This is a genomic window from Bacillus sp. 5RYD7K, assembly GCF_059831465.1.
On sequence record NZ_CP191200.1, the window covers coordinates 3,781,086 to 3,799,211 of the forward strand.

Genomic DNA, 18,126 nt, shown 5'->3' on the forward strand with positions numbered 1-18,126 from the left:
GGAGACTTTATGACTGCCGTTTGTTTAGTAAGACATGGAGAAACTGATTGGAACGCCCAAAAGAAGCTTCAAGGCAAATCGGATATTCCGTTAAATGCGACGGGAGAGCGTCAGGCGAAAGAAACAGGAGAATACTTAAAAGGCTTCAAATGGGATATCATCGTCTCAAGCCCGATGAAACGGGCCAGAAAAACAGCCGACATCATTAATGGATTTCTGAATCTGCCCATCGTCGTCATGGAAGATTTCAGAGAACGGAGCTATGGGGATGCGGAAGGAATGTCTTTACCGGAACGGTCGAAGCGCTATCCGGATAAAAACTATCCGAATATGGAGACCGCAGAGGAGCTGACAGACAGAATGCTGGCCGGTTTAGTGAAAGTTCAGGAGCGCTTCCCTGATCAAAAAGTACTGATCGTCGCTCACGGCGCAGCCATTCACGCCCTCTTGTCCGCCATTTCTGACGGTGACACCGACATACAAAACGCAAAGCTTGTCAATGCTTGTCTGAGCAATATTGAACGGATTGAAGATCAGTGGCGCGTCAAGGATTACAATGTAAGCAGCCACCTTTCAGAATCATAGCAAAAAGGCCCGCATTCAATGCCGGGCCTTTTTAGCGGGCATTTTTTCCTGCAGATCATGTAATATGGCGGCCGCACCGTCAATACTCCGGCGTTCCGTCCAAACCGCCCTGTCTGCGCGGTAAACATGTCCGTTTTTCACGGCTTTAAGCTGTTTCCAGATCGGATTCTTTTCGAATTCTTTCTCTCCGTCCAACAGCACGATGTAATCAGGATCGATATGCAAAAGCTTCCCGGGCGTCATTTTGATAGGCTCAGATTTTCCGCCGGAAGCTGTCTGGACCGCATAGGTAAACCCTGCGAGCGTTAAAAGCCGGGACGTAAAAAACTGATCATCCTTTACGAAAAAGCTGCCGTTTACAGCGTTCATTATTAAAATCGAGGCGCCTTCTGCATCCAGTTTTCTTTTGATGTCATTCAGCTTTTCTTCTTGAGCCGACAACTGTTTCTCTATGATGCCCTCTTTACCGGCCGCCTTTTCAATGGTAAGGGCGGCGTCAACAGCATCCTGATAATCCGCATCTTCATTTTTTAAAGCGATTGTCGGAGCGATCTCCGTCAGCTTATCGTATATCCCTCTGTGCAGGTCTGAGTCCGCAATGATGAGATCGGGTTTCAGCGAAGCGATCTTTTTCAGGTCGGGATGTGACCGGGTGCCGGCGTTTCGCGCTGACCGGTTATCGGCCGCAGCCACAGGCTTTATGCCGAGATCATCTAGGGTATCATTAAAGCCCGGATTCAGCACGGCGACGCGCTTCGGATGCGCTGCCACATGTGATGTCCCCAGATCATGTCTGATGGCAGTCTCATGCTCCGGCCCTGAACATGCCGATATGAAGAGGACGGCCAAGATCAGCATCAGCATACTGAATCGTTTCATCTGTTCCCCTCTTTCGTTTTTCCGCAATTATATCATGAGCAAGATAAGCATCAATGATATTCATAATCATTATTTTTATAAAATGGTTTCATGGCTATTCTCCACCAAGGAAGTCAAAGGCTGATTCATGCTGAAGCTTTTTCTCATTCTGTTTTCACGTCCATCAGTCTTCTGCATTCAACAAAAAGTGACATTTATCCTGTTTTTGGCGCAGCATCCAAAAATGGAAGCAAAACATTCGACCCAGTAAACAAGCGAGTCATTGCGCTTGTGTACATTTACTCATGTCCTTCCATCGGTTTTTTCCATTAAAATTTAAATATTTCGGGTTCCTACTAAATGAAAGAGAGTTGATATACCTAAATAGAAATAAAACAGGATGAAAAAATTGGGTCTACTAAAATATTATTCCATACTATACAATTAATCCACAGAATAGTCTGTATATTGGTTATTCTGCAAATGAAAAAAAGGAGAGGATAAAGAGTGAGAGGCAAAAAGGTATGGATCAGTTTGCTGTTTGCTTTAGCGTTAATCTTTACGATGGCGTTCGGCAGCACGTCTTCTGCCCAGGCGGCAGGAAAATCAAACGGGGAAAAGAAATATATTGTCGGGTTCAAACAGACAATGAGCACGATGAGCGCCGCTAAGAAGAAAGATGTCATTTCTGAAAAAGGCGGAAAAGTACAGAAGCAATTCAAATATGTAGACGCAGCTTCAGCTACATTAAATGAAAAAGCTGTAAAAGAGCTGAAAAAAGACCCTAGCGTCGCTTACGTTGAAGAAGATCACGTTGCAAAAGCGTACGCGCAATCCGTGCCTTACGGCGTATCTCAAATCAAAGCCCCTGCTCTGCACTCTCAAGGCTTCACCGGATCAAATGTTAAAGTAGCGGTTATCGACAGTGGTATCGATTCTTCTCATCCTGATTTAAAGGTGGCAGGCGGAGCCAGCATGGTTCCTTCTGAAACAAATCCTTTCCAAGACAACAACTCTCACGGAACTCACGTTGCCGGCACAGTTGCGGCTCTTAATAACTCAATCGGTGTATTAGGCGTTGCGCCAAGCGCATCCCTTTACGCGGTAAAGGTTCTCGGCGCTGACGGTTCCGGTCAGTACAGCTGGATCATTAACGGAATTGAGTGGGCGATCGCAAACAAAATGGACGTTATTAATATGAGCCTCGGAGGACCTTCTGGTTCTGCAGCGTTAAAAGCGGCTGTTGACAAAGCCGTTGCTTCCGGCGTCGTAGTCGTTGCGGCAGCCGGTAACGAAGGCACTTCCGGCGGCTCAAGCACAGTGGGCTACCCTGGTAAATACCCTTCTGTCATTGCGGTTGGCGCTGTTGACAGCAGCAACCAAAGAGCATCTTTCTCAAGCGTAGGTTCTGAGCTTGATGTCATGGCACCTGGCGTATCGATCCAAAGCACGCTTCCTGGAAACAAATACGGCGCGTACAACGGTACGTCAATGGCATCTCCGCACGTTGCCGGAGCGGCTGCTTTAATTCTTTCTAAGCATCCGAACTGGACAACCACTCAAGTCCGCAGCAGTTTAGAAAACACCACTACAAAACTTGGTGATGCTTTCTACTACGGAAAAGGGCTGATCAACGTACAGGCGGCAGCTCAGTAAAACATAAAAAACCGGCGTCGGCCTTGGCCCCGCCGGTTTTTTATTATTTTTCTTCCTCCGCATGTTCAATCCGCTCCATAATCGATGGATGGCTCCCTTTGAAAACCTTGACGAGAAACGGAGGATTGACCCGGCTCAGTCCCGTAACGGCTAAATCCTGAAACGTCTCAATCGCCGCTTCCCGGTTTCCGGTCAGCTCGATGCCGTAACGGTCGGCGGCGTTTTCCTGATACCGGGAGACGGCATTCGTAATCGGATCAGAAGCAAAACTGAGCACGGAGATGAGCAGCAATAACAGCGGGAGAGCGGCCAGATCTTTAGGCCCCTCTATATGAAGCATCCGGCTGAAGGATTTCGCCAGCCGCCTGTAAAGCTTGTCAATGATATAGAACCCGGCCAATGACAGCAGCAGATACCCGGCAAGTCCGATGTACACGTGCTTCATCACATAGTGCCCCATCTCATGCCCCATTATGAACAAAATTTCCGGATCCTTCAGTTTGTTAAGAGTCGTATCCCACAAAACGATGCGCTTATTCGAACCGATGCCCGTCACATACGCATTCAGCGCGTTCGTTTTCTCCGACATATTCACTTCATAAACATGGCTGGCGGGAATATCGGCCTTGTCGGCAAGCGACAAAATTTTGCTTTCCAGCTCCTTGTCTTTCAGCGGATAAAAATCATTGTATAAAGGATCAATGACGACCGGCTGCAGGAAAAACAAGAACAGGGTAAACGGCACGGTCAGACACCATGCGTAAAACCACCATTTTTTTGTATGCTTTGTGATCAGCCAGTAAAACACAAGCACACACGCGGCAAACAGCGGAAAACTGATCCAGAAATCAATGACATGGTCTCTGATCCAGCTTGTTGCGGTCTGGGTCGAAATATGATACGCAAGCGAAACCCGATAGCCGATCCACTCAAGCGGAAGCGAAGCCGCCGTAACGATGAGTGAAATGACAAATACGAAGCTTACGATTTGCAGCACCTGAAAGCGCACCGCTGCTTCCAGCCATTGCTTTATTTTTTTGGCAAGCCCAGTAATGAGCAGCAGAAAAAATAAAAACCAATCTAACGGCGACCCGATAAAAAACAGAAAATCCTTTACATTTGAATAGTTTTCAGCGGCTGCCAGGCGGCCCGGGTCCATAAACGAGGCCGGATCGGCTTTCGTTCCCTTTACGACCTCCGGGACTGCGGAGTCTCCTGTCATAAAGAAATACCAATAGAAAAAAAGGCCGTACAGCACATAGGCAAGTCCCGATGCCGCAATCCATTTGCGCATGGAAGTCACCCTCCTTACCCTTATGACTTACTCCTATTGTAAGCATAAATGCAAATAAATAGAACCAAGCCTCCGAAACGGATGTTAATCTTTTCACAACAGAAAAGAATGGAACAACAGGAAGCGGGAAAGACTAAAAGACGGAGTGATGAATATGAAAAAAATAATCGCATTTATTGTAGTAATCGCCCTTTTGGTTATTGCTTTCTTCTATGTATACAGCCGGACCGGCGATGTGTTTCCATCAAGCAACGCAGATCTGATTATTCTGTCTGAGCATGGCAAAAAAGAAATCAAAATTAAAGACAGGCAGAATGTAAAAGATATGCTCGATATCTTGAACCAAGGAAAACAAGTCAAACTGACCAAAAGCGTGTCTCCCGATTACAACGGAACGGTCAAATACCATGAAGACCGTTTTGATTCATTCAGCATGTGGCTCGAAAGCGGCAATTATATGACGTACAAGCATAAAAACACGTATTACAAACTGACCCGGCATGATACGTTGCTTGTGCAAAGCATCATTAAGGAAGAATCGCAGAGCTGACCGGATCAGTTCATGTAAAAGCGAAGCCCCCGGCTTCGCTTTTCGTCTGTCATTTCGGAAGCATGTCCCGGACCGCCCGTCTCAGCAGCTTCCCGGTCGCGTTCTTCGGAATCTCATCAAGAAAAACCACTTCCGCCGGGCGCTTATATTTTGCTAAATGCTGTTCACAGTAATCAACAACGGCCTGCTCTGTCAGCTCACCATCGGCAGGCACTATATAAGCATGCACCGCTTCCCCCGTTTTGGCGTCAGGAACGCCGATGACCACGGCTTCTTTAATGCCCTCATGGCTGTAGAGCACTTCTTCTACTTCGCGCGGATAGACGTTGTATCCGCCGACGAGAATCATATCTTTTTTTCTGTCGACGATATAAAAATAACCGTCTTCATCGCGCTTCGCCAAATCACCAGTGTATAGCCAGCCGTCCTTCAGCGCATGTTCCGTCTCCTCCGGCATCTTGTAATAGCCTTTCATCACATTCGGCCCTTTCACAATCAATTCCCCCACTTGATGGGCGGGCAGTTCTCGACCGAGCGTATCAACGACTTTATTTTCGACATGCAAAATATTCGTCCCGATTGAGCCGGGCTTTCTCCCCCGGTCAAACGGATTGAAACAAGTAACCGGAGACGCTTCAGAAAGTCCGTATCCTTCCAAAATGGTGACATTAAAGGTTTGTTCAAACGTCTGCAGCAGAGCGACCGGCATCGAAGCGCCGCCTGAAATGCAGAGCCTGATAGACGCAAAATCCTCCGCCTTGCCGTGCTCATATTGATACAGGTAGTTATACATCGTCGGAACGCCTGCAAAAATAGTTGCCTGCCGGCGTTTAATCAGTTTAAACACAGAGGCCGGGCTGAATTGCGGCTCGATTAATACACACGCTCCGCTCATCAGAGGCGCATTCATACAAACAGTTAAACAAAAAACGTGAAACATCGGCAATGCGGCTACAATTTTATCTTTCTCATTCATTCCTAAGTATCCGGCGACATCATTCGCGTTGGAAAAAAGATTCTGATGGGTGAGCATGGCGCCTTTCGGTTTTCCCGTCGTCCCTGAGGTATATAAAATGACGGCAGTATCATCTTGGGACAATGTCGGATAGGTTCTGGTGCGCTCCGCCGGACGGAGCATTTTTGTAAACGTTGTCATTTTCAAGCGCAATTGAGGGTCTTCTGTCGATGGAGCGTTCTCTGCGGTCTGACTGATGATGATATGCTCCACTAGCGGCAGTGAGCCGTGCAGGCTTTCAAATACGGGAATTAAAAGGTCGATGCCGGCGATCGCTTTGACATCGCCGTTTTTCAGCATATATGCGATCTCTGAAGGTGTGTATGCCGGATTAACAGGTATGACGACAACTCCCGCTTTTAACGCGCCGAAAAACGCAATGACAAAATCAGGCGTATTTCCGAGCAGCAAAGCGAGATGATCCCCTTTTTTCATTCCCCTGTCTTCCAATCCGTTTGCAAATGCTTCGATTTTACCTGCCAGCTCCTCATACGTCATGTACTGATCTTGAAACAGACAAGCTGGTTTTTCCGGTTTCTGTGATGCCGTTTCTTCCAATTTGGAAACCAGATTCATTTTCCCACCCCTTTAAAAATGTAATGAATGAATAGTCATTCACTTCTCCGGAATAAACGTTCACTTTCATTATAGAAAAATATAGAAAAACACTCAAGGGCTAAAAGCCCCGAGTGCCGTAAAACCGGAAACTATAATTGTTTCAGCGCTTCTCCGATGGGCGTGCTGCCCGCCGTCAGATCGAACGCCTTTTCATACGTATTCGGTTCATTAAGGGATGCGATAACGGTCTTGGCGACATCGTCTCTTGAAATGGAGCCTCTTTCTAAATCGGCGGCGGCATTGATATTGCCCGTTCCGGGATCATTTAATAGTCCGCCGGGACGGATAATCGTATACGTCAAACCGCTCGCTTCAAGAATTTTGTCCGCATAATGCTTTGCGGCATAATACGGCTTCAGCGATTCATTCCAGTTGGCCCGGTTATGAGCCTGAAGGGCGCTCACCATAATAAACCGCTTAATGCCGGCTTTCTTTGCCGCTTCTATCGCTTTTGCCGCTCCGTCAAGATCAATCAAAAGCGTCTTATCGTATCCGGTGCTTCCGCCTGATCCGGCGGTAAAAACCATCGCGTCACAGCCCTCGGCGGCTTTCGCGATGTCTTCCGCACTTCCTTCGAGATCCGCAAGAACGGCTTCTGTTCCCGCAGCTTGAAGCGCTTCTTTCTGCTCTTCTTTCCGGACCATCGCCCGAAGCGTATGGGTGCCGTCTTGTTGAAACAGCCCGGTCAGCCGCTGTCCGATCTGTCCGTTTGCTCCGATGAGAAATACTTTCATCATGATCCCTCCCTATCTATTATGGTTCTATCATTTCATAAAAACGGGCACTGATTCAAATCATGCGTTCGGCAAGTGTTCTAATAAATCAGTTCGAGGAAGTCTTCCAGCTCTATTTTGCCGAAATACTGTTTCAGCTCAATTCCGGCCAGCGCCTCCCTGATCGCGGTTCTGTCATACTGTTTTCCGATCAGCGCCTGTTCGACTTCACTCACATCTTTCGCACCGAAAAAATCACCGAAAATTTTGCAGTCTTGAATGATTCCTTTTTTCACTTCAAGGCGCAGATCAATTGATCCGACCGGATAACGTTTGGAATGCTGAAGATTGAATGCCGGCGACCTGCCGAAATTCCAGTCCCAGTTTTGATAACGCTCTTCAGAAATCTTCCGGATCGCTTTCCAATCTTCATCCGTCAGCTTATATTCCGGCACTTTGGAAAGATCATTTGTATTAAAAATATGGTGAAGCAGGTGCTTTTTGAATTCATCGGCCGTCATTTTGTCATCAAGAAACTCGCTGATGTTGGCGACACGGCTTCTGATTGATTTAATGCCCTTTGATTCGATTTTGTCTTTTTTCACTTTCAGTGCTGACACAACATGGTCAATGGCCGAATCCAGCATTAATGTTCCGTGGCTGAAAATCCGTCCTTTCGTTGAAAATTGAGCGTTGCCGGAAATTTTTCTGCCATCTGCGACAATGTCGTTGCGGCCGCTTAATTCAGCTTCCACACCGAGCTGGCGCAGCGCCTGAATGACGGGTTCGGTGAATTTTTTAAAATTGTGAAAGCTGTCTCCGTCATCCTTTGTAATAAAACTGAAATTCAGATTTCCGAGATCGTGATAAACCGCGCCGCCTCCTGACAGTCTGCGGACGACGATGATTCCGTTATCTTCTACGTATTTCGTATTGATTTCTTCTATTGTATTTTGATTCTTCCCGATGATAATCGACGGCTGATTGACATAAAAAAGCAGGTATGTCTGTTCAGGGTCGAGATGCTTCACGCAATATTCTTCGATCGCGAGGTTGATCCTCGGATCGGTTATGTTTTGGTTATCAATAAATAACATGGTGCTCCTCCTCTATTTCTCCCACTTCAATCCGGAGGCCGCGATTTTCACTTCGCCCCCGAACACGGTTTCCGCTTCTTCTTTCAGCTTGCGGTGCTCGCCGAAATGAGGCAGATGCGTGAGAATCAGCTCCCCCGCTCCCGCCTCCTTCGCGATACGTCCGGCTTCCAAGCTGTTCATATGGCCGGCTGACGTGCCGTCCTGGTCTGCGTAAAAATTACACTCGCAGATCAGCAGATCGGCATTTTCCGCAAACGGAATAAACGAGTCCTGATAGCTTGAATCAGCTGTATACACAACGGAAGCGGAACCGTCAGTAATCCGCATCGCATAACAAGTGACCGGATGCACCGTTTTCAGAAAGGTAATCGTGAACGGCCCGGCAGAAAGCGGACGGTCCGGCTGATAGGCCACCCCCTTTGTATGCGTTTTGTATGTAAGACGCTCAAACTGTTCTATATCAGCATCATGCCCATAAATCGGCAGCGCATCCGTTCCTTTTCCAAGAAATGAGCCGACCTGCTTGGCAAATTGAAGCGGCCCGATATCAGCAATGTGGTCATGATGATAATGGGACAAAATCACGGCATCAAGCTCTTCTGCCGGTACATAGGCAAACAGCTTTGATAATACGGCGCTTCCGCAATCGACGAGCAAAGAATAACCGCCGGACTGAAACAGATAGCCTGAAGTTGCTTCATTTGCGGCCGGAAACCCGCCGCAGCATCCAATAACTGTAACTTTCATATAATCCTCCGAATGTTTATGATAAAAAGATCCTTTCCTCCAATATACCTATTTTTCGTACAAATTGCATGTTTTAAACATTGTGCCAAAACAGCCGTTGATTTCCCAAAACTGTTATAATACAATATAGAGACAAAACAATGAAAGAGGGATGGGTATGTTGGAAAAGATGTCGGATTTTTTCAGAAATTTACCCGGTAAGAAATGTGAAGAATGCGGAAATGAGATTGTTGAGCAGTATGAGTGTCACATTAATCTGTGCAATGACTGCTTGAAAATTAAGGATATGTGACAATAGGGCGCCGCACAATTCTAAGTTGTGCGGCGCCCGTTTTTTTCGGCCCTCATCATACTTTCTGAATAGGGCGTTATTCACCATTATTAGCAATTATATGTACGTTTTAAAAGATTCAGTATTTTCAATCTATATTTTTTTATAGACGGATTGTTTTCTTTTCTATTATAATTTGTTCTAATAGCTATCTTTTTAGATACTTATTGCACTTTTTTCTTCGGGAGGTAATCTATGAAAAAATTACGTTTTGGATTAGCGACGCAAATTTTCGTCGGACTCATACTAGGGGTTGTAGTCGGTGTCATCTGGTATGGCAATCCTGCTGTTCCAACTTATTTACAGCCTATCGGCGATTTGTTTTTACGCTTAATCAAAATGATAGTGATTCCTATCGTCGTCTCCAGCTTAATCATCGGCGTTGCCGGCGCGGGAAGCGGAAAACAGGTCGGAAAATTAGGCTTCAAAACGATTTTGTATTTTGAGATCATTACCACTTTCGCCATCATTCTCGGACTGGCTTTGGCGAATCTTTTTCATCCGGGAACAGGCGTTAATATACATGAGGCTCAAAAAACAGATATCAGTCAATATGTTGAAACAGAAAAAGAACAAAATAATAAATCCATCGCGGACACATTCCTGCATATTGTACCGACAAACTTCTTCCAATCATTGGCCGAAGGAGATCTGCTTGCCATCATCTGCTTTACCGTGCTGTTTGCACTCGGCATCTCGGCAATCGGTGAAAAAGGAAAGCCCGTATTGGCCTTCTTTGAAGGTGTTTCTCATGCGATGTTCCACGTTGTGAACCTGGTCATGAAAGTTGCTCCGTTTGGTGTTTTTGCATTGATTGGTGTTACCGTTTCCAAATTTGGGCTCAGTTCCCTGCTTTCACTCGGTAAACTGGTCGGTTTAGTATATGTAGCTTTGGCTTTCTTTCTCATTGTTGTATTCGGAATCGTCGGAAAGCTTGCCGGGGTTAACATTTTCAAATTCCTCGCCTATATGAAGGATGAAATTTTATTGGCGTTCAGTACGTCAAGCTCCGAAACTGTACTCCCCCGCGTTATGGAAAAAATGGAGAAAATCGGATGTCCGAAAGGAATTGTTTCATTTGTTGTGCCGATCGGATATACCTTTAACTTAGACGGATCTGTGCTGTACCAATCTATCGCCGCATTATTCCTCGCTCAGGTATACCACGTTGACTTGTCCATTTGGCAGCAGATTACCCTTGTGCTTGTCTTGATGGTCACTTCCAAAGGAATGGCTGCCGTGCCCGGGACTTCTTTCGTCGTCCTGCTTGCAACACTAGGCGCATTCAACATTCCTGCAGAAGGCCTTGCATTCATCGCCGGTGTTGACCGGATTATGGACATGGCCCGTACGGTCGTCAATCTGACCGGAAACGCGCTGGCATCCGTTGTGATGTCAAAATGGGAAGGCCAGTATGATCCCGCTAAAGGCGCGAAGGTCATGAGCCTCGCCAAAACAGAACAAAACACAACCATCTCAGGTTAAACGAAAACCCTGCACGGAACTTTTCCGCGCAGGGTTTTTTTATGCCATCGGCGATAGAACGTACCGGTACAAAAGCTTCGCCGTATTAAGAAGCGATAATTCGTGCGTGCGTTCAAAGGCGTGTGACGCGTCAATTCCCGGGCCGATCAGCCCATGGACGATGTCATGGCCCGAACGGATGGCTGCTGAGGCATCAGAACCGTAATACGGATAGATATCAAGCTGATAATCAATGCCATAGCGCTCCGCAAGCCCGGCCAGATGTTTTCTGAGCTGATAATGGTACGGGCCGCTTGCATCCTTCACGCAAATAGAGACGGTATATTCATCCGTAGACTGGCCGTCGCCGATCGCTCCCATATCAACAGCCAAGTATTCGACGGTTTCAGGCGGAATGTTGGAATTGCCGCCGTAGCCGATTTCTTCATTATTAGAAATCAGAAAATGCGTCGTATACGGAAGTTCGATTTTTTCTTCTGTGATGCGGCGGATTAAGTTCAGAAGCAGGGCCACACTCGCTTTATCATCAAGATGCCGGGATTTTATAAAACCGCTCGGCGTCATTTGCACGCGCGGATCAAATGAGATGAAATCGCCGACTCTGATGCCGAGATCGGACGTCTCTTCCTTCGTCCGGACAGGCTCATCAAGACGGACTTCCATATTCTCCTGATTCCGCTCTGCCTTGCCGGCGTCCTTGTAGACGTGCACTGAAGTCTGATGCATTAAAATGGTGCCTGTATAGGTTTTGCCGGAAGAAGTTTGGATTTCGCAATATTCCCCTTCAATCGAGTTGTATCGGAAGCCGCCGACCAAATCAATCTTCAGCCGGCCGTCCGCCTTTATTTCCTTTACCATCGCGCCGAGCGTATCGACATGCGCCGTCAGCAATCTGTGTTTCTTGTCATCACGGCCGGGAATCGTGACAAAAAGACCCCCTTTGCGGTTTCTGTAAGAGGAGACGCCCCATTCTTTTAAAAGACTTTCTGTATAGGCGATAACCTCGTATGTATTGCCCGTCGGACTCGGAATCGACACCAGTTCTTTAATCAGTTCCATCGTATGTTTCATATCTGCCACAGGTCATTCCTCCTATCAATTTGATTCTTCTTAAAATATACTCTTTTGCTCCACACCCCGTCCAATCTTTTCCTTCTCTTTTTTCATAAGATGAAGGGAGCATGGGGATAGGAGGGAAATGTATGATCAACCGTAAACTGCACAAGCGGAAAAGGTTTCATAATGATTGGTTTGAGGATTGGTTTGAGGATGATTGGTCTGGTGCAGCCTTCTGGGGCTGTAAAAAAGAAGAAGATCACTGTAAAAAGAAAAAAGAAGACCCTTGTAAAAAGAAGAAAGAAAAAAAGAAGAAAGAAAAAAAGAAGCATCATCATTCATGCCGCCACTGCTGCCGTCATTGGTAATATCACACAAGCCCGTTTTATAAATAGATGTCTCATGCTCCCCAACCAGCGGATGCTGCTTGGGTTTTTTTATTAATATTAGTACCAAGTAATAATATCTGGTGTTATAATCTGATTATAAAGGAGTGATTCATCATGTCAAAATCTAAAATTACAGCAATCGGTACATATGCTCCGGCACGCCGATTAACAAATACGGATTTGGAGCGCATCGTCGATACATCTGATGAATGGATCGTCCAGCGTACCGGCATGAAGGAAAGACGTATTGCCGGCGAACATGAATTCACATCGGATTTATGTATAGAAGCGGTGAAAAACCTTGCGGAACGATACAGCGGGACCCTTGATGATGTCGATATGATCCTTGTCGCTACAACGACCGCGGACTATGCGTTTCCAAGCACTGCGGCACGCGTGCAGGCTCATTTCGGCTGGCCTCACACCGGCGCCCTTGATATTAACGCCACATGCGCCGGACTCACATACGGCCTTCAGCTCGCAGACGCATTAATCACCGCCGGTTCTCATCAAAAAGTGATCGTGATTGCCGGTGAAACATTATCAAAAGTAACGGATTATACTGACCGGACGACCTGTGTCCTTTTCGGAGACGCTGCAGGCGCCTTATTGGTGGAACGCGACGAATCAGCGCCGGGCTTTTTGGCAGCCGTGCAAGGAACGGCCGGGAGCGGCGCGGACGTGCTGTATCGGACGGGACTGAGCGCTGAATTAAACGGCGAACCGCTTAAAGGCGGAGGAAATATGGTCCAAAACGGGCGCGAAGTATATAAATGGGCGGCCAGAACCGTGCCTGAGGAATGCAACGCTCTTTTAGAAAAAGCCGGCTTTTCAAAAGACGATCTGGATTGGTTCGTTCCTCACAGCGCCAACATGCGGATGATCGAATCCATCTGTGAAAAACTTCCCTTCCCGCTTGAACGGACATTGACAAGCGTTGAATATTACGGCAACACTTCATCGGTTTCTATTATTCTCGCTTTGGATGAAGCCGTGAAAGCGAAAAAACTGTCGGAAGGCCAGACACTGGTATTATTCGGGTTCGGCGGCGGATTGACTTATACCGGATTGCTGGTGAGATGGGGATTTTAATAGAACGATGATCGAAAACTGAAAAAAGAGGCCCCGAGCATCTGCCCGGGGCCTCTTTTTCTTATGCTGTGATTTCTTCTTCCGCTTTGTGTTCTTTTTTGCTTTGCACCGTAAAGTACACGATGGTCAGCACGATCATGACAACGGCAATGCCTAATAGAATCGATGCCTGCTGCCACATGTAGCCGTAATCGCCATTTGAAATGACGGCACGGAATCCGTTGATGCTGTACGTCATCGGCAGTGCCCCGTGGATCACTTGATAGAATCCAGGCAGAAGTTCAAGCGGGAAGGTTCCTCCGCTTGCCCCGAGCTGGAGCACCAGAATGATGACAGCGATAAAACGTCCCGGATTTCCCATCGTAGTCGCTAATAATTGAATCATGGACAAGAACGCGATGCTCGTAATCATCGTAAAGAGATAGAATCTCCAGGTGCTTTCCACATCAAGTCCGATTCCTTTTAACAGAACCGTTGCGACAATAACAGATTGAATCAGGCCGACGAGCAGAATGACGCTGAATTTGCTGAGGAACCATTCAAACCCGTTTCTCGGCCGGCCCGAAGCTTCTGTCAGAGGGAATACGACCGTCAGCATCAATCCGCCGACATATAAGCCCATAGAGAGAATATAAGGCGTCAGTCCGGTACCGTAGTTAGGCACGGAATGAATCGCGTTATCGTCCGTTTTTACCGGATCAGCAAACATGCTGTACGTTTTGTCATCTGTCTTAATGTCCCCGGTTTGATCAGCCGCATCTTTCAGCTGGCTGGACAATTGTCCGGTGCCGTCTAAAAGTTTGCTTAAACCGGTGCCGAGTGACGCTTGGCCCTGCTCAATTTTGGACGAGCCGTCATGGACTTTGTTTTGTGCGTCAAGCAGTTTCGTTAAGCCGCCTGACACTTGGCCGCTCCCTGACACTAACGCTTCTGATCCTGATTTGAGCTGGCTGAACTTGCTGTTGTATTCGCCGATGCCGGCCGTCAGTTTGTTTTGGCTTTCAAAGACGGTCTGCGCTCCGCTGTATAATTTATCAGTTCCCGCTGTCAGCTGGTTAATCGCGTCTTGTACCGCCGCCGCGCCGTTATACAGTTTCGATGTGGACTGCGGCAGTGCTTTCAGCTGATCTGCCTTCGCTTTTACATCTTCCAGCGCGCTTTTTATCACTGACATATCCGGAAGCTGAACATCTCCGCCGGACGGAAGCTGGCTGACGATATTGTCTAAATCAGGAAGGTCGGCCTTCGGAAGCTTCTCATTCAGAAGCTGAACAAGTTTCGCTTTTTGCTCATCCGTTAAGAAATCACTGTCCTGAATCACCTTTTTGACCGCGTCATCCCGGGCATCCAGGCTGTTTTTCAGATCAGAAAGCTTCTTCTTAAACTGCTGCAGTTCCTTTTCAGTCTGCTCAAGCTCCCCAACCGCTTTTTCAATATCTGAGAGGTTGACTGAATTGATCGCATCTTCAAATGCCGCCGCTTTTTGCGATACTTCCTGCGCCTTGCTGTTTAACGCGCTTAATCCATTCGTTAAATCCGGAAGCTTTTGCTGGAGCTGCTTTTGTGCGTCAAGGCTCGTTTTCAGCCCGCTGGCCACTTGGCCTCCTCCTGAAGCAATCTGTCCTGATTTGTCTTGAATGTCGGCGCTTGCGCTCTGCAGTTTTGCGATAGAGCTGTTAAGCGTTTGAATTCCGCTTGTCACTTTCGCGGCTCCGTCGGTAAGCTGCTGTGTTTTATCGCTGATGGTGGCGGTGCTTTCAGTAAGCTTCGCTAAATTTTCCTTCAGCTTGGCGCTGCCGTCTTTCGCGTTTTTCGTGCCATCGTCTATTTTCTTGGCGCCGCTGCTGGCTTTGCCGAGCCCTTTGGCAATATCTTTAAAGTTGTCAAAAATGACTTTTGCGTATTGCTCTGTCACTTCTTTCGACACGGAGGCTTTCAGTTTATCGATTGCCTTTTCGCCGATTGTCGCCCCGACATAGTTGGATCCGGCGTTCGTATGATATTTCAGATCCAGCTTTTTCGGATTTTTATCCATTACCGTGCTGGCGTTTTTCGAAAAACCTTCAGGAATCTCGACCACTAAATAATATTTAGCATTTAATAAGTCCTTTAACGATTGATCAAGATCGCTTGAAAAATGCCAATCAAAATTATCATTTTTCTTTAACTCTTTCACTAGATCGTCACCGATCTGAAGATGTTTCCCTTCGTAGTCCGCCCCTTTATCCTGGTTGACAACGACAACCGGCAGCTGATCCACCGTGCCGTACGGGTCCCAGTACGCCTTCAAAAACACTCCGCTGTAGATCAGCGGAACGAATAATATGGCAATGATGGGGATTAACAGTTTCTTGCTCGTTACAATGTCTTTCCACTGGCTTTTTATTGTATTCAACCCTGTTGCCTCCTTCCGCAAACTGACTCATTTGACAAAACGGTCACGGCACCTAAAAAGTGAAGGATCATCTATTTAGATAATCCTTGACCAACATACATTTCCAGCAATTCGGCGATCGTCTCTTTTTCAAGAGGCGGATGGTTTTTTTCCCAGTCAAATATCAGCGCGATGTAAAGCTTAAGCATGACAAAAGCGGTCAGCTCCGGATCGCACGGTTTAATGCTCCCGTTTTCAATGGCATATTCTATCTTTTCTTTAATATATGACAGAATGGCCCGCTCCATTTTCGCAATGACATCCTGAACGGCTATTGTACCAATCTCGGCGTTCTCCTGAAAAATTTTAATAGTCAGCTGGTGTGTTTTTCTGAATTCCAAAATCGCGACAAGCGCCCGGTGGACATTTTCGTGAAATGAAAGCTCCGGTTTCATCGCTTCATCGGCGTGTTCCTTCATTTCTCTTAAAATAGTGGTGAAAATGTCATCAAACAGTTCTTCTTTGTTTTTGAAAAACGTATAGATCGTTCCCTTCCCCACATTTGCAAGCTTCGCCACCAGATCCATTGTCGTTGCTTTGTAGCCGAATTGTGTAAAAGACTTCGTTGCCGCTTCCAGAATGAGCTTTTTCCGATCGACGGACATGTTTCCCACCTCGTTAAATTGACCGTTTGAACGTTTTAGTCATTTTGTACATAAGATAACTTATCACAGTCGCAAAGAAGATTCAAATGTTTTTTCTTTTTATTGGTGTTCCCTTTACAGAACGGGAACATGCAAAAAAACCTCCGTTTTAAGATAACGGAGGCTGGTACGTTTCAAATAAATAAGCCAGTGAATCGTATACGGCGGCTTTTCCCTGGTCGATACAGTCGGGGATGCCCACCCCTTCAAAAGACGCGCCCGTCGCGTATACACCCGGATAGGAAGCTCTCAGCGCGTCTCTGAACTCTTTGATGCGCTCTTTATGGCCGACATGGTACTGCGGCATGCTTTCGTTCCAGCGGGTCACACAGGTCATTTCCGGCTCGCCCTTGATATTCATTACTTTTTTCAAATCTTCCATTACGATTTTAATGATCTCGTTATCTGAAAGATCTACGATGGATTCATCTCCGGCTTTTCCGACGTACGCCCTGAGGAGTGTTTTGCCCTCCGGCGCCGCATGCGGCCATTTTTTGTTCGTCCATGTGCAGGCCGTGATGGAGAAGTCGCTGTTTCTTGAGATAACGAATCCCGTACCTTCATGCTCCATCTTGACGGCTCCCTCAGGAAACCCTAAGGCGACGTTGGCGACGGACGTAGAATGCATGTCTTTGAGACATGAAACCGCCGGCAGATCAGAAAGCATTTTCGCCGCGGCTTTATGCGGCGCTGTTACAATGCATCCTTCCGCATGAAGCACTTTGCCGTTATCCAGCGTCACGGAATATCCTTTCTCCTCGCGACCGATATGGGTGACTTTCGTGCCCTTCATCACTTTTGTCAGCGTAAGCTGCTTTTCCAGCTCCTCCACCAACGTTTGAAGCCCTGTTGTCAGCGTTAAAAACTGCCCCTGCTTTTTGGCCGTCAGCTGCTGTCCTGAAGGCTGCGGACGCGATTTTTTCATGCCGAGAATCAGACTTCTGTGCTTTTGCTCAGTCTGATAGAATTGCGGAAATGTGGACATGAGGCTCAGCTTATCAATATCTCCGGCATAGATCCCTGACAAAAGCGGTTCTATTAAATTCTCAACAACTTCGTCACCGACGCGTCTGCGGAAAAATTCACCCAGAGACTGATCTTCCTTCGGTTTGCTCGCAGGCAGAACAAAATCCAGCGCCGCCCGCGCCTTTCCGGGAACAGAGAATAAGCCGGTGGAGATGAACGGTGCGATTTTTGTCGGGATGCCCATCACCGCGCCCTTCGGCATCGGGTGAAGCGTCTCGTTGACGAGCACGTAAGACTGGCCGGTCGCATTGTTGACGAGCAGATGCTCAAGCCCCAAATCCTTGACGAGCTGCGGAGCGCTTTTTTTCCTTTCGAGAAAAGAATCCGGCCCCCGCTCAATGATGTAGCCGTCTTTATGCGCCGTCTGAATTTTGCCGCCCGCCCTCGGGCCCGCTTCAATCAGGGTGACCTCAAGCGGCAGCTGTTTTTCTTTGATTTCTTTTTCCATGTAGAAGGCGGCGGCTAATCCCGTTATGCCGCCGCCGATGATGACCAGATGTTTTTTATCGCCACTCATTTTTATCGCCTTCTTTACC

17 protein-coding genes are annotated in these 18,126 nt (G+C 47.2%); 7 read left to right on the top strand and 10 right to left on the bottom strand.

The features are described 5' to 3' along the window. The first annotated feature begins 9 nt into the window (after positions 1–9). Positions 10–585, top strand: a complete 576-nt coding sequence (locus ACQE26_RS18530; protein ID WP_500470258.1) for a histidine phosphatase family protein — start codon at positions 10–12, stop codon at positions 583–585. Between the two features lie 15 nt (positions 586–600). Here the strand turns inward: ACQE26_RS18530 and ACQE26_RS18535 are convergent, their stop codons facing one another. Beyond that, complete coding sequence (locus tag ACQE26_RS18535; RefSeq protein ID WP_500470259.1) at positions 601–1,464, bottom strand: ABC transporter substrate-binding protein; 864 nt, start codon at positions 1,462–1,464, stop codon at positions 601–603. A 486-nt stretch (positions 1,465–1,950) separates the two neighbouring features. Between ACQE26_RS18535 and ACQE26_RS18540 the strand changes: the two genes are divergently transcribed. Further along, complete coding sequence (locus ACQE26_RS18540) at positions 1,951–3,099, top strand: S8 family peptidase (protein WP_438421554.1); 1,149 nt, start codon at positions 1,951–1,953, stop codon at positions 3,097–3,099. A gap of 43 nt (positions 3,100–3,142) precedes the next feature. Here ACQE26_RS18540 and ACQE26_RS18545 read toward each other — a convergent pair whose 3' ends face one another. Next, entirely contained in the window at positions 3,143–4,393 is a 1,251-nt protein-coding gene (locus ACQE26_RS18545) for a M48 family metallopeptidase (RefSeq protein ID WP_500470260.1), read from the bottom strand. 154 nt (positions 4,394–4,547) lie between these two features. Between ACQE26_RS18545 and ACQE26_RS18550 the strand changes: the two genes are divergently transcribed. Continuing rightward, positions 4,548–4,943, top strand: coding sequence for a YhfM domain-containing protein (locus tag ACQE26_RS18550; protein WP_500470261.1), 396 nt, complete (start codon positions 4,548–4,550; stop codon positions 4,941–4,943). 49 nt (positions 4,944–4,992) lie between these two features. On the opposite strand, the gene ACQE26_RS18555 is transcribed toward ACQE26_RS18550, so the two are convergent. From ACQE26_RS18555 to ACQE26_RS18570, 4 genes are all read right to left on the bottom strand, one after another. Continuing rightward, a complete protein-coding gene (locus ACQE26_RS18555) occupies positions 4,993–6,534 on the bottom strand; it encodes a fatty acid--CoA ligase family protein (RefSeq protein WP_500470262.1) in 1,542 nt (513 codons plus the stop codon). 131 nt (positions 6,535–6,665) lie between these two features. Next, on the bottom strand, positions 6,666–7,310 hold the full coding sequence (locus ACQE26_RS18560; protein WP_500470263.1) for an SDR family oxidoreductase: 645 nt from the start codon (positions 7,308–7,310) through the stop codon (positions 6,666–6,668). Between the two features lie 80 nt (positions 7,311–7,390). Further along, positions 7,391–8,386 carry a lipoate--protein ligase gene (lplA, locus tag ACQE26_RS18565; protein WP_049628217.1) on the bottom strand — a complete coding sequence of 332 codons (996 nt, stop codon included), beginning with the start codon at positions 8,384–8,386 and terminating at the stop codon, positions 7,391–7,393. Between the two features lie 12 nt (positions 8,387–8,398). Then, the gene (locus ACQE26_RS18570) at positions 8,399–9,133 is read right to left on the bottom strand and encodes an MBL fold metallo-hydrolase (RefSeq protein WP_047476707.1); all 735 of its coding nucleotides are present in this window, start codon (positions 9,131–9,133) and stop codon (positions 8,399–8,401) included. 169 nt (positions 9,134–9,302) lie between these two features. On the opposite strand from ACQE26_RS18570, the gene yhfH reads away from it, so the two are divergent. After that, on the top strand, positions 9,303–9,425 hold the full coding sequence (gene yhfH, locus ACQE26_RS18575) for a protein YhfH (protein ID WP_370465857.1): 123 nt from the start codon (positions 9,303–9,305) through the stop codon (positions 9,423–9,425). Positions 9,426–9,659: 234 nt separating this feature from the next. After that, positions 9,660–10,949 carry a glutamate/proton symporter GltT gene (gene gltT, locus ACQE26_RS18580; RefSeq protein ID WP_500470264.1) on the top strand — a complete coding sequence of 430 codons (1,290 nt, stop codon included), beginning with the start codon at positions 9,660–9,662 and terminating at the stop codon, positions 10,947–10,949. A 39-nt stretch (positions 10,950–10,988) separates the two neighbouring features. Here gltT and ACQE26_RS18585 read toward each other — a convergent pair whose 3' ends face one another. After that, positions 10,989–12,020 (bottom strand): M42 family metallopeptidase, encoded by a 1,032-nt coding sequence (locus ACQE26_RS18585; RefSeq protein ID WP_500471510.1) that lies wholly within the window; start codon positions 12,018–12,020, stop codon positions 10,989–10,991. A 131-nt stretch (positions 12,021–12,151) separates the two neighbouring features. Here ACQE26_RS18585 and ACQE26_RS18590 point away from each other — a divergent pair, with 131 nt between their 5' ends. Together ACQE26_RS18590 and fabHB are read left to right on the top strand one after the other, a co-directional pair. Then, complete coding sequence (locus ACQE26_RS18590; protein ID WP_438421550.1) at positions 12,152–12,373, top strand: hypothetical protein; 222 nt, start codon at positions 12,152–12,154, stop codon at positions 12,371–12,373. A 135-nt stretch (positions 12,374–12,508) separates the two neighbouring features. Beyond that, on the top strand, positions 12,509–13,486 hold the full coding sequence (fabHB, locus tag ACQE26_RS18595; protein ID WP_500470265.1) for a beta-ketoacyl-ACP synthase III FabHB: 978 nt from the start codon (positions 12,509–12,511) through the stop codon (positions 13,484–13,486). A 61-nt stretch (positions 13,487–13,547) separates the two neighbouring features. Here fabHB and ACQE26_RS18600 read toward each other — a convergent pair whose 3' ends face one another. The 3 genes from ACQE26_RS18600 to hemY form a co-directional block, all read right to left on the bottom strand. After that, complete coding sequence (locus ACQE26_RS18600; protein ID WP_500470266.1) at positions 13,548–15,881, bottom strand: YhgE/Pip family protein; 2,334 nt, start codon at positions 15,879–15,881, stop codon at positions 13,548–13,550. Between the two features lie 71 nt (positions 15,882–15,952). Then, a complete protein-coding gene (locus ACQE26_RS18605; RefSeq protein WP_016938331.1) occupies positions 15,953–16,525 on the bottom strand; it encodes a TetR/AcrR family transcriptional regulator in 573 nt (190 codons plus the stop codon). Between the two features lie 148 nt (positions 16,526–16,673). Further along, complete coding sequence (hemY, locus tag ACQE26_RS18610) at positions 16,674–18,107, bottom strand: protoporphyrinogen oxidase (RefSeq protein ID WP_269775495.1); 1,434 nt, start codon at positions 18,105–18,107, stop codon at positions 16,674–16,676. Between the last annotated feature and the right edge of the window lie 19 nt (positions 18,108–18,126).

Excerpts from the sequence above, each read along its gene's own strand:
- ACQE26_RS18590 (WP_438421550.1), top strand. The coding sequence starts at position 12,152 with ATGATCAACCGTAAACTGCACAAGCGGAAAAGGTTTCATAATGATTGG.
- ACQE26_RS18555 (WP_500470262.1), bottom strand. The coding sequence starts at position 6,534 with ATGAATCTGGTTTCCAAATTGGAAGAAACGGCATCACAGAAACCGGAA.
- ACQE26_RS18605 (WP_016938331.1), bottom strand. The coding sequence starts at position 16,525 with ATGTCCGTCGATCGGAAAAAGCTCATTCTGGAAGCGGCAACGAAGTCT.
- ACQE26_RS18570 (WP_047476707.1), bottom strand. The coding sequence starts at position 9,133 with ATGAAAGTTACAGTTATTGGATGCTGCGGCGGGTTTCCGGCCGCAAAT.
- gltT (WP_500470264.1), top strand. The coding sequence starts at position 9,660 with ATGAAAAAATTACGTTTTGGATTAGCGACGCAAATTTTCGTCGGACTC.
- lplA (WP_049628217.1), bottom strand. The coding sequence starts at position 8,386 with ATGTTATTTATTGATAACCAAAACATAACCGATCCGAGGATCAACCTC.
- hemY (WP_269775495.1), bottom strand. The coding sequence starts at position 18,107 with ATGAGTGGCGATAAAAAACATCTGGTCATCATCGGCGGCGGCATAACG.
- ACQE26_RS18550 (WP_500470261.1), top strand. The coding sequence starts at position 4,548 with ATGAAAAAAATAATCGCATTTATTGTAGTAATCGCCCTTTTGGTTATT.
- ACQE26_RS18535 (WP_500470259.1), bottom strand. The coding sequence starts at position 1,464 with ATGAAACGATTCAGTATGCTGATGCTGATCTTGGCCGTCCTCTTCATA.
- ACQE26_RS18545 (WP_500470260.1), bottom strand. The coding sequence starts at position 4,393 with ATGCGCAAATGGATTGCGGCATCGGGACTTGCCTATGTGCTGTACGGC.
- ACQE26_RS18560 (WP_500470263.1), bottom strand. The coding sequence starts at position 7,310 with ATGAAAGTATTTCTCATCGGAGCAAACGGACAGATCGGACAGCGGCTG.
- fabHB (WP_500470265.1), top strand. The coding sequence starts at position 12,509 with ATGTCAAAATCTAAAATTACAGCAATCGGTACATATGCTCCGGCACGC.
- yhfH (WP_370465857.1), top strand. The coding sequence starts at position 9,303 with ATGTCGGATTTTTTCAGAAATTTACCCGGTAAGAAATGTGAAGAATGC.
- ACQE26_RS18530 (WP_500470258.1), top strand. The coding sequence starts at position 10 with ATGACTGCCGTTTGTTTAGTAAGACATGGAGAAACTGATTGGAACGCC.
- ACQE26_RS18585 (WP_500471510.1), bottom strand. The coding sequence starts at position 12,020 with ATGAAACATACGATGGAACTGATTAAAGAACTGGTGTCGATTCCGAGT.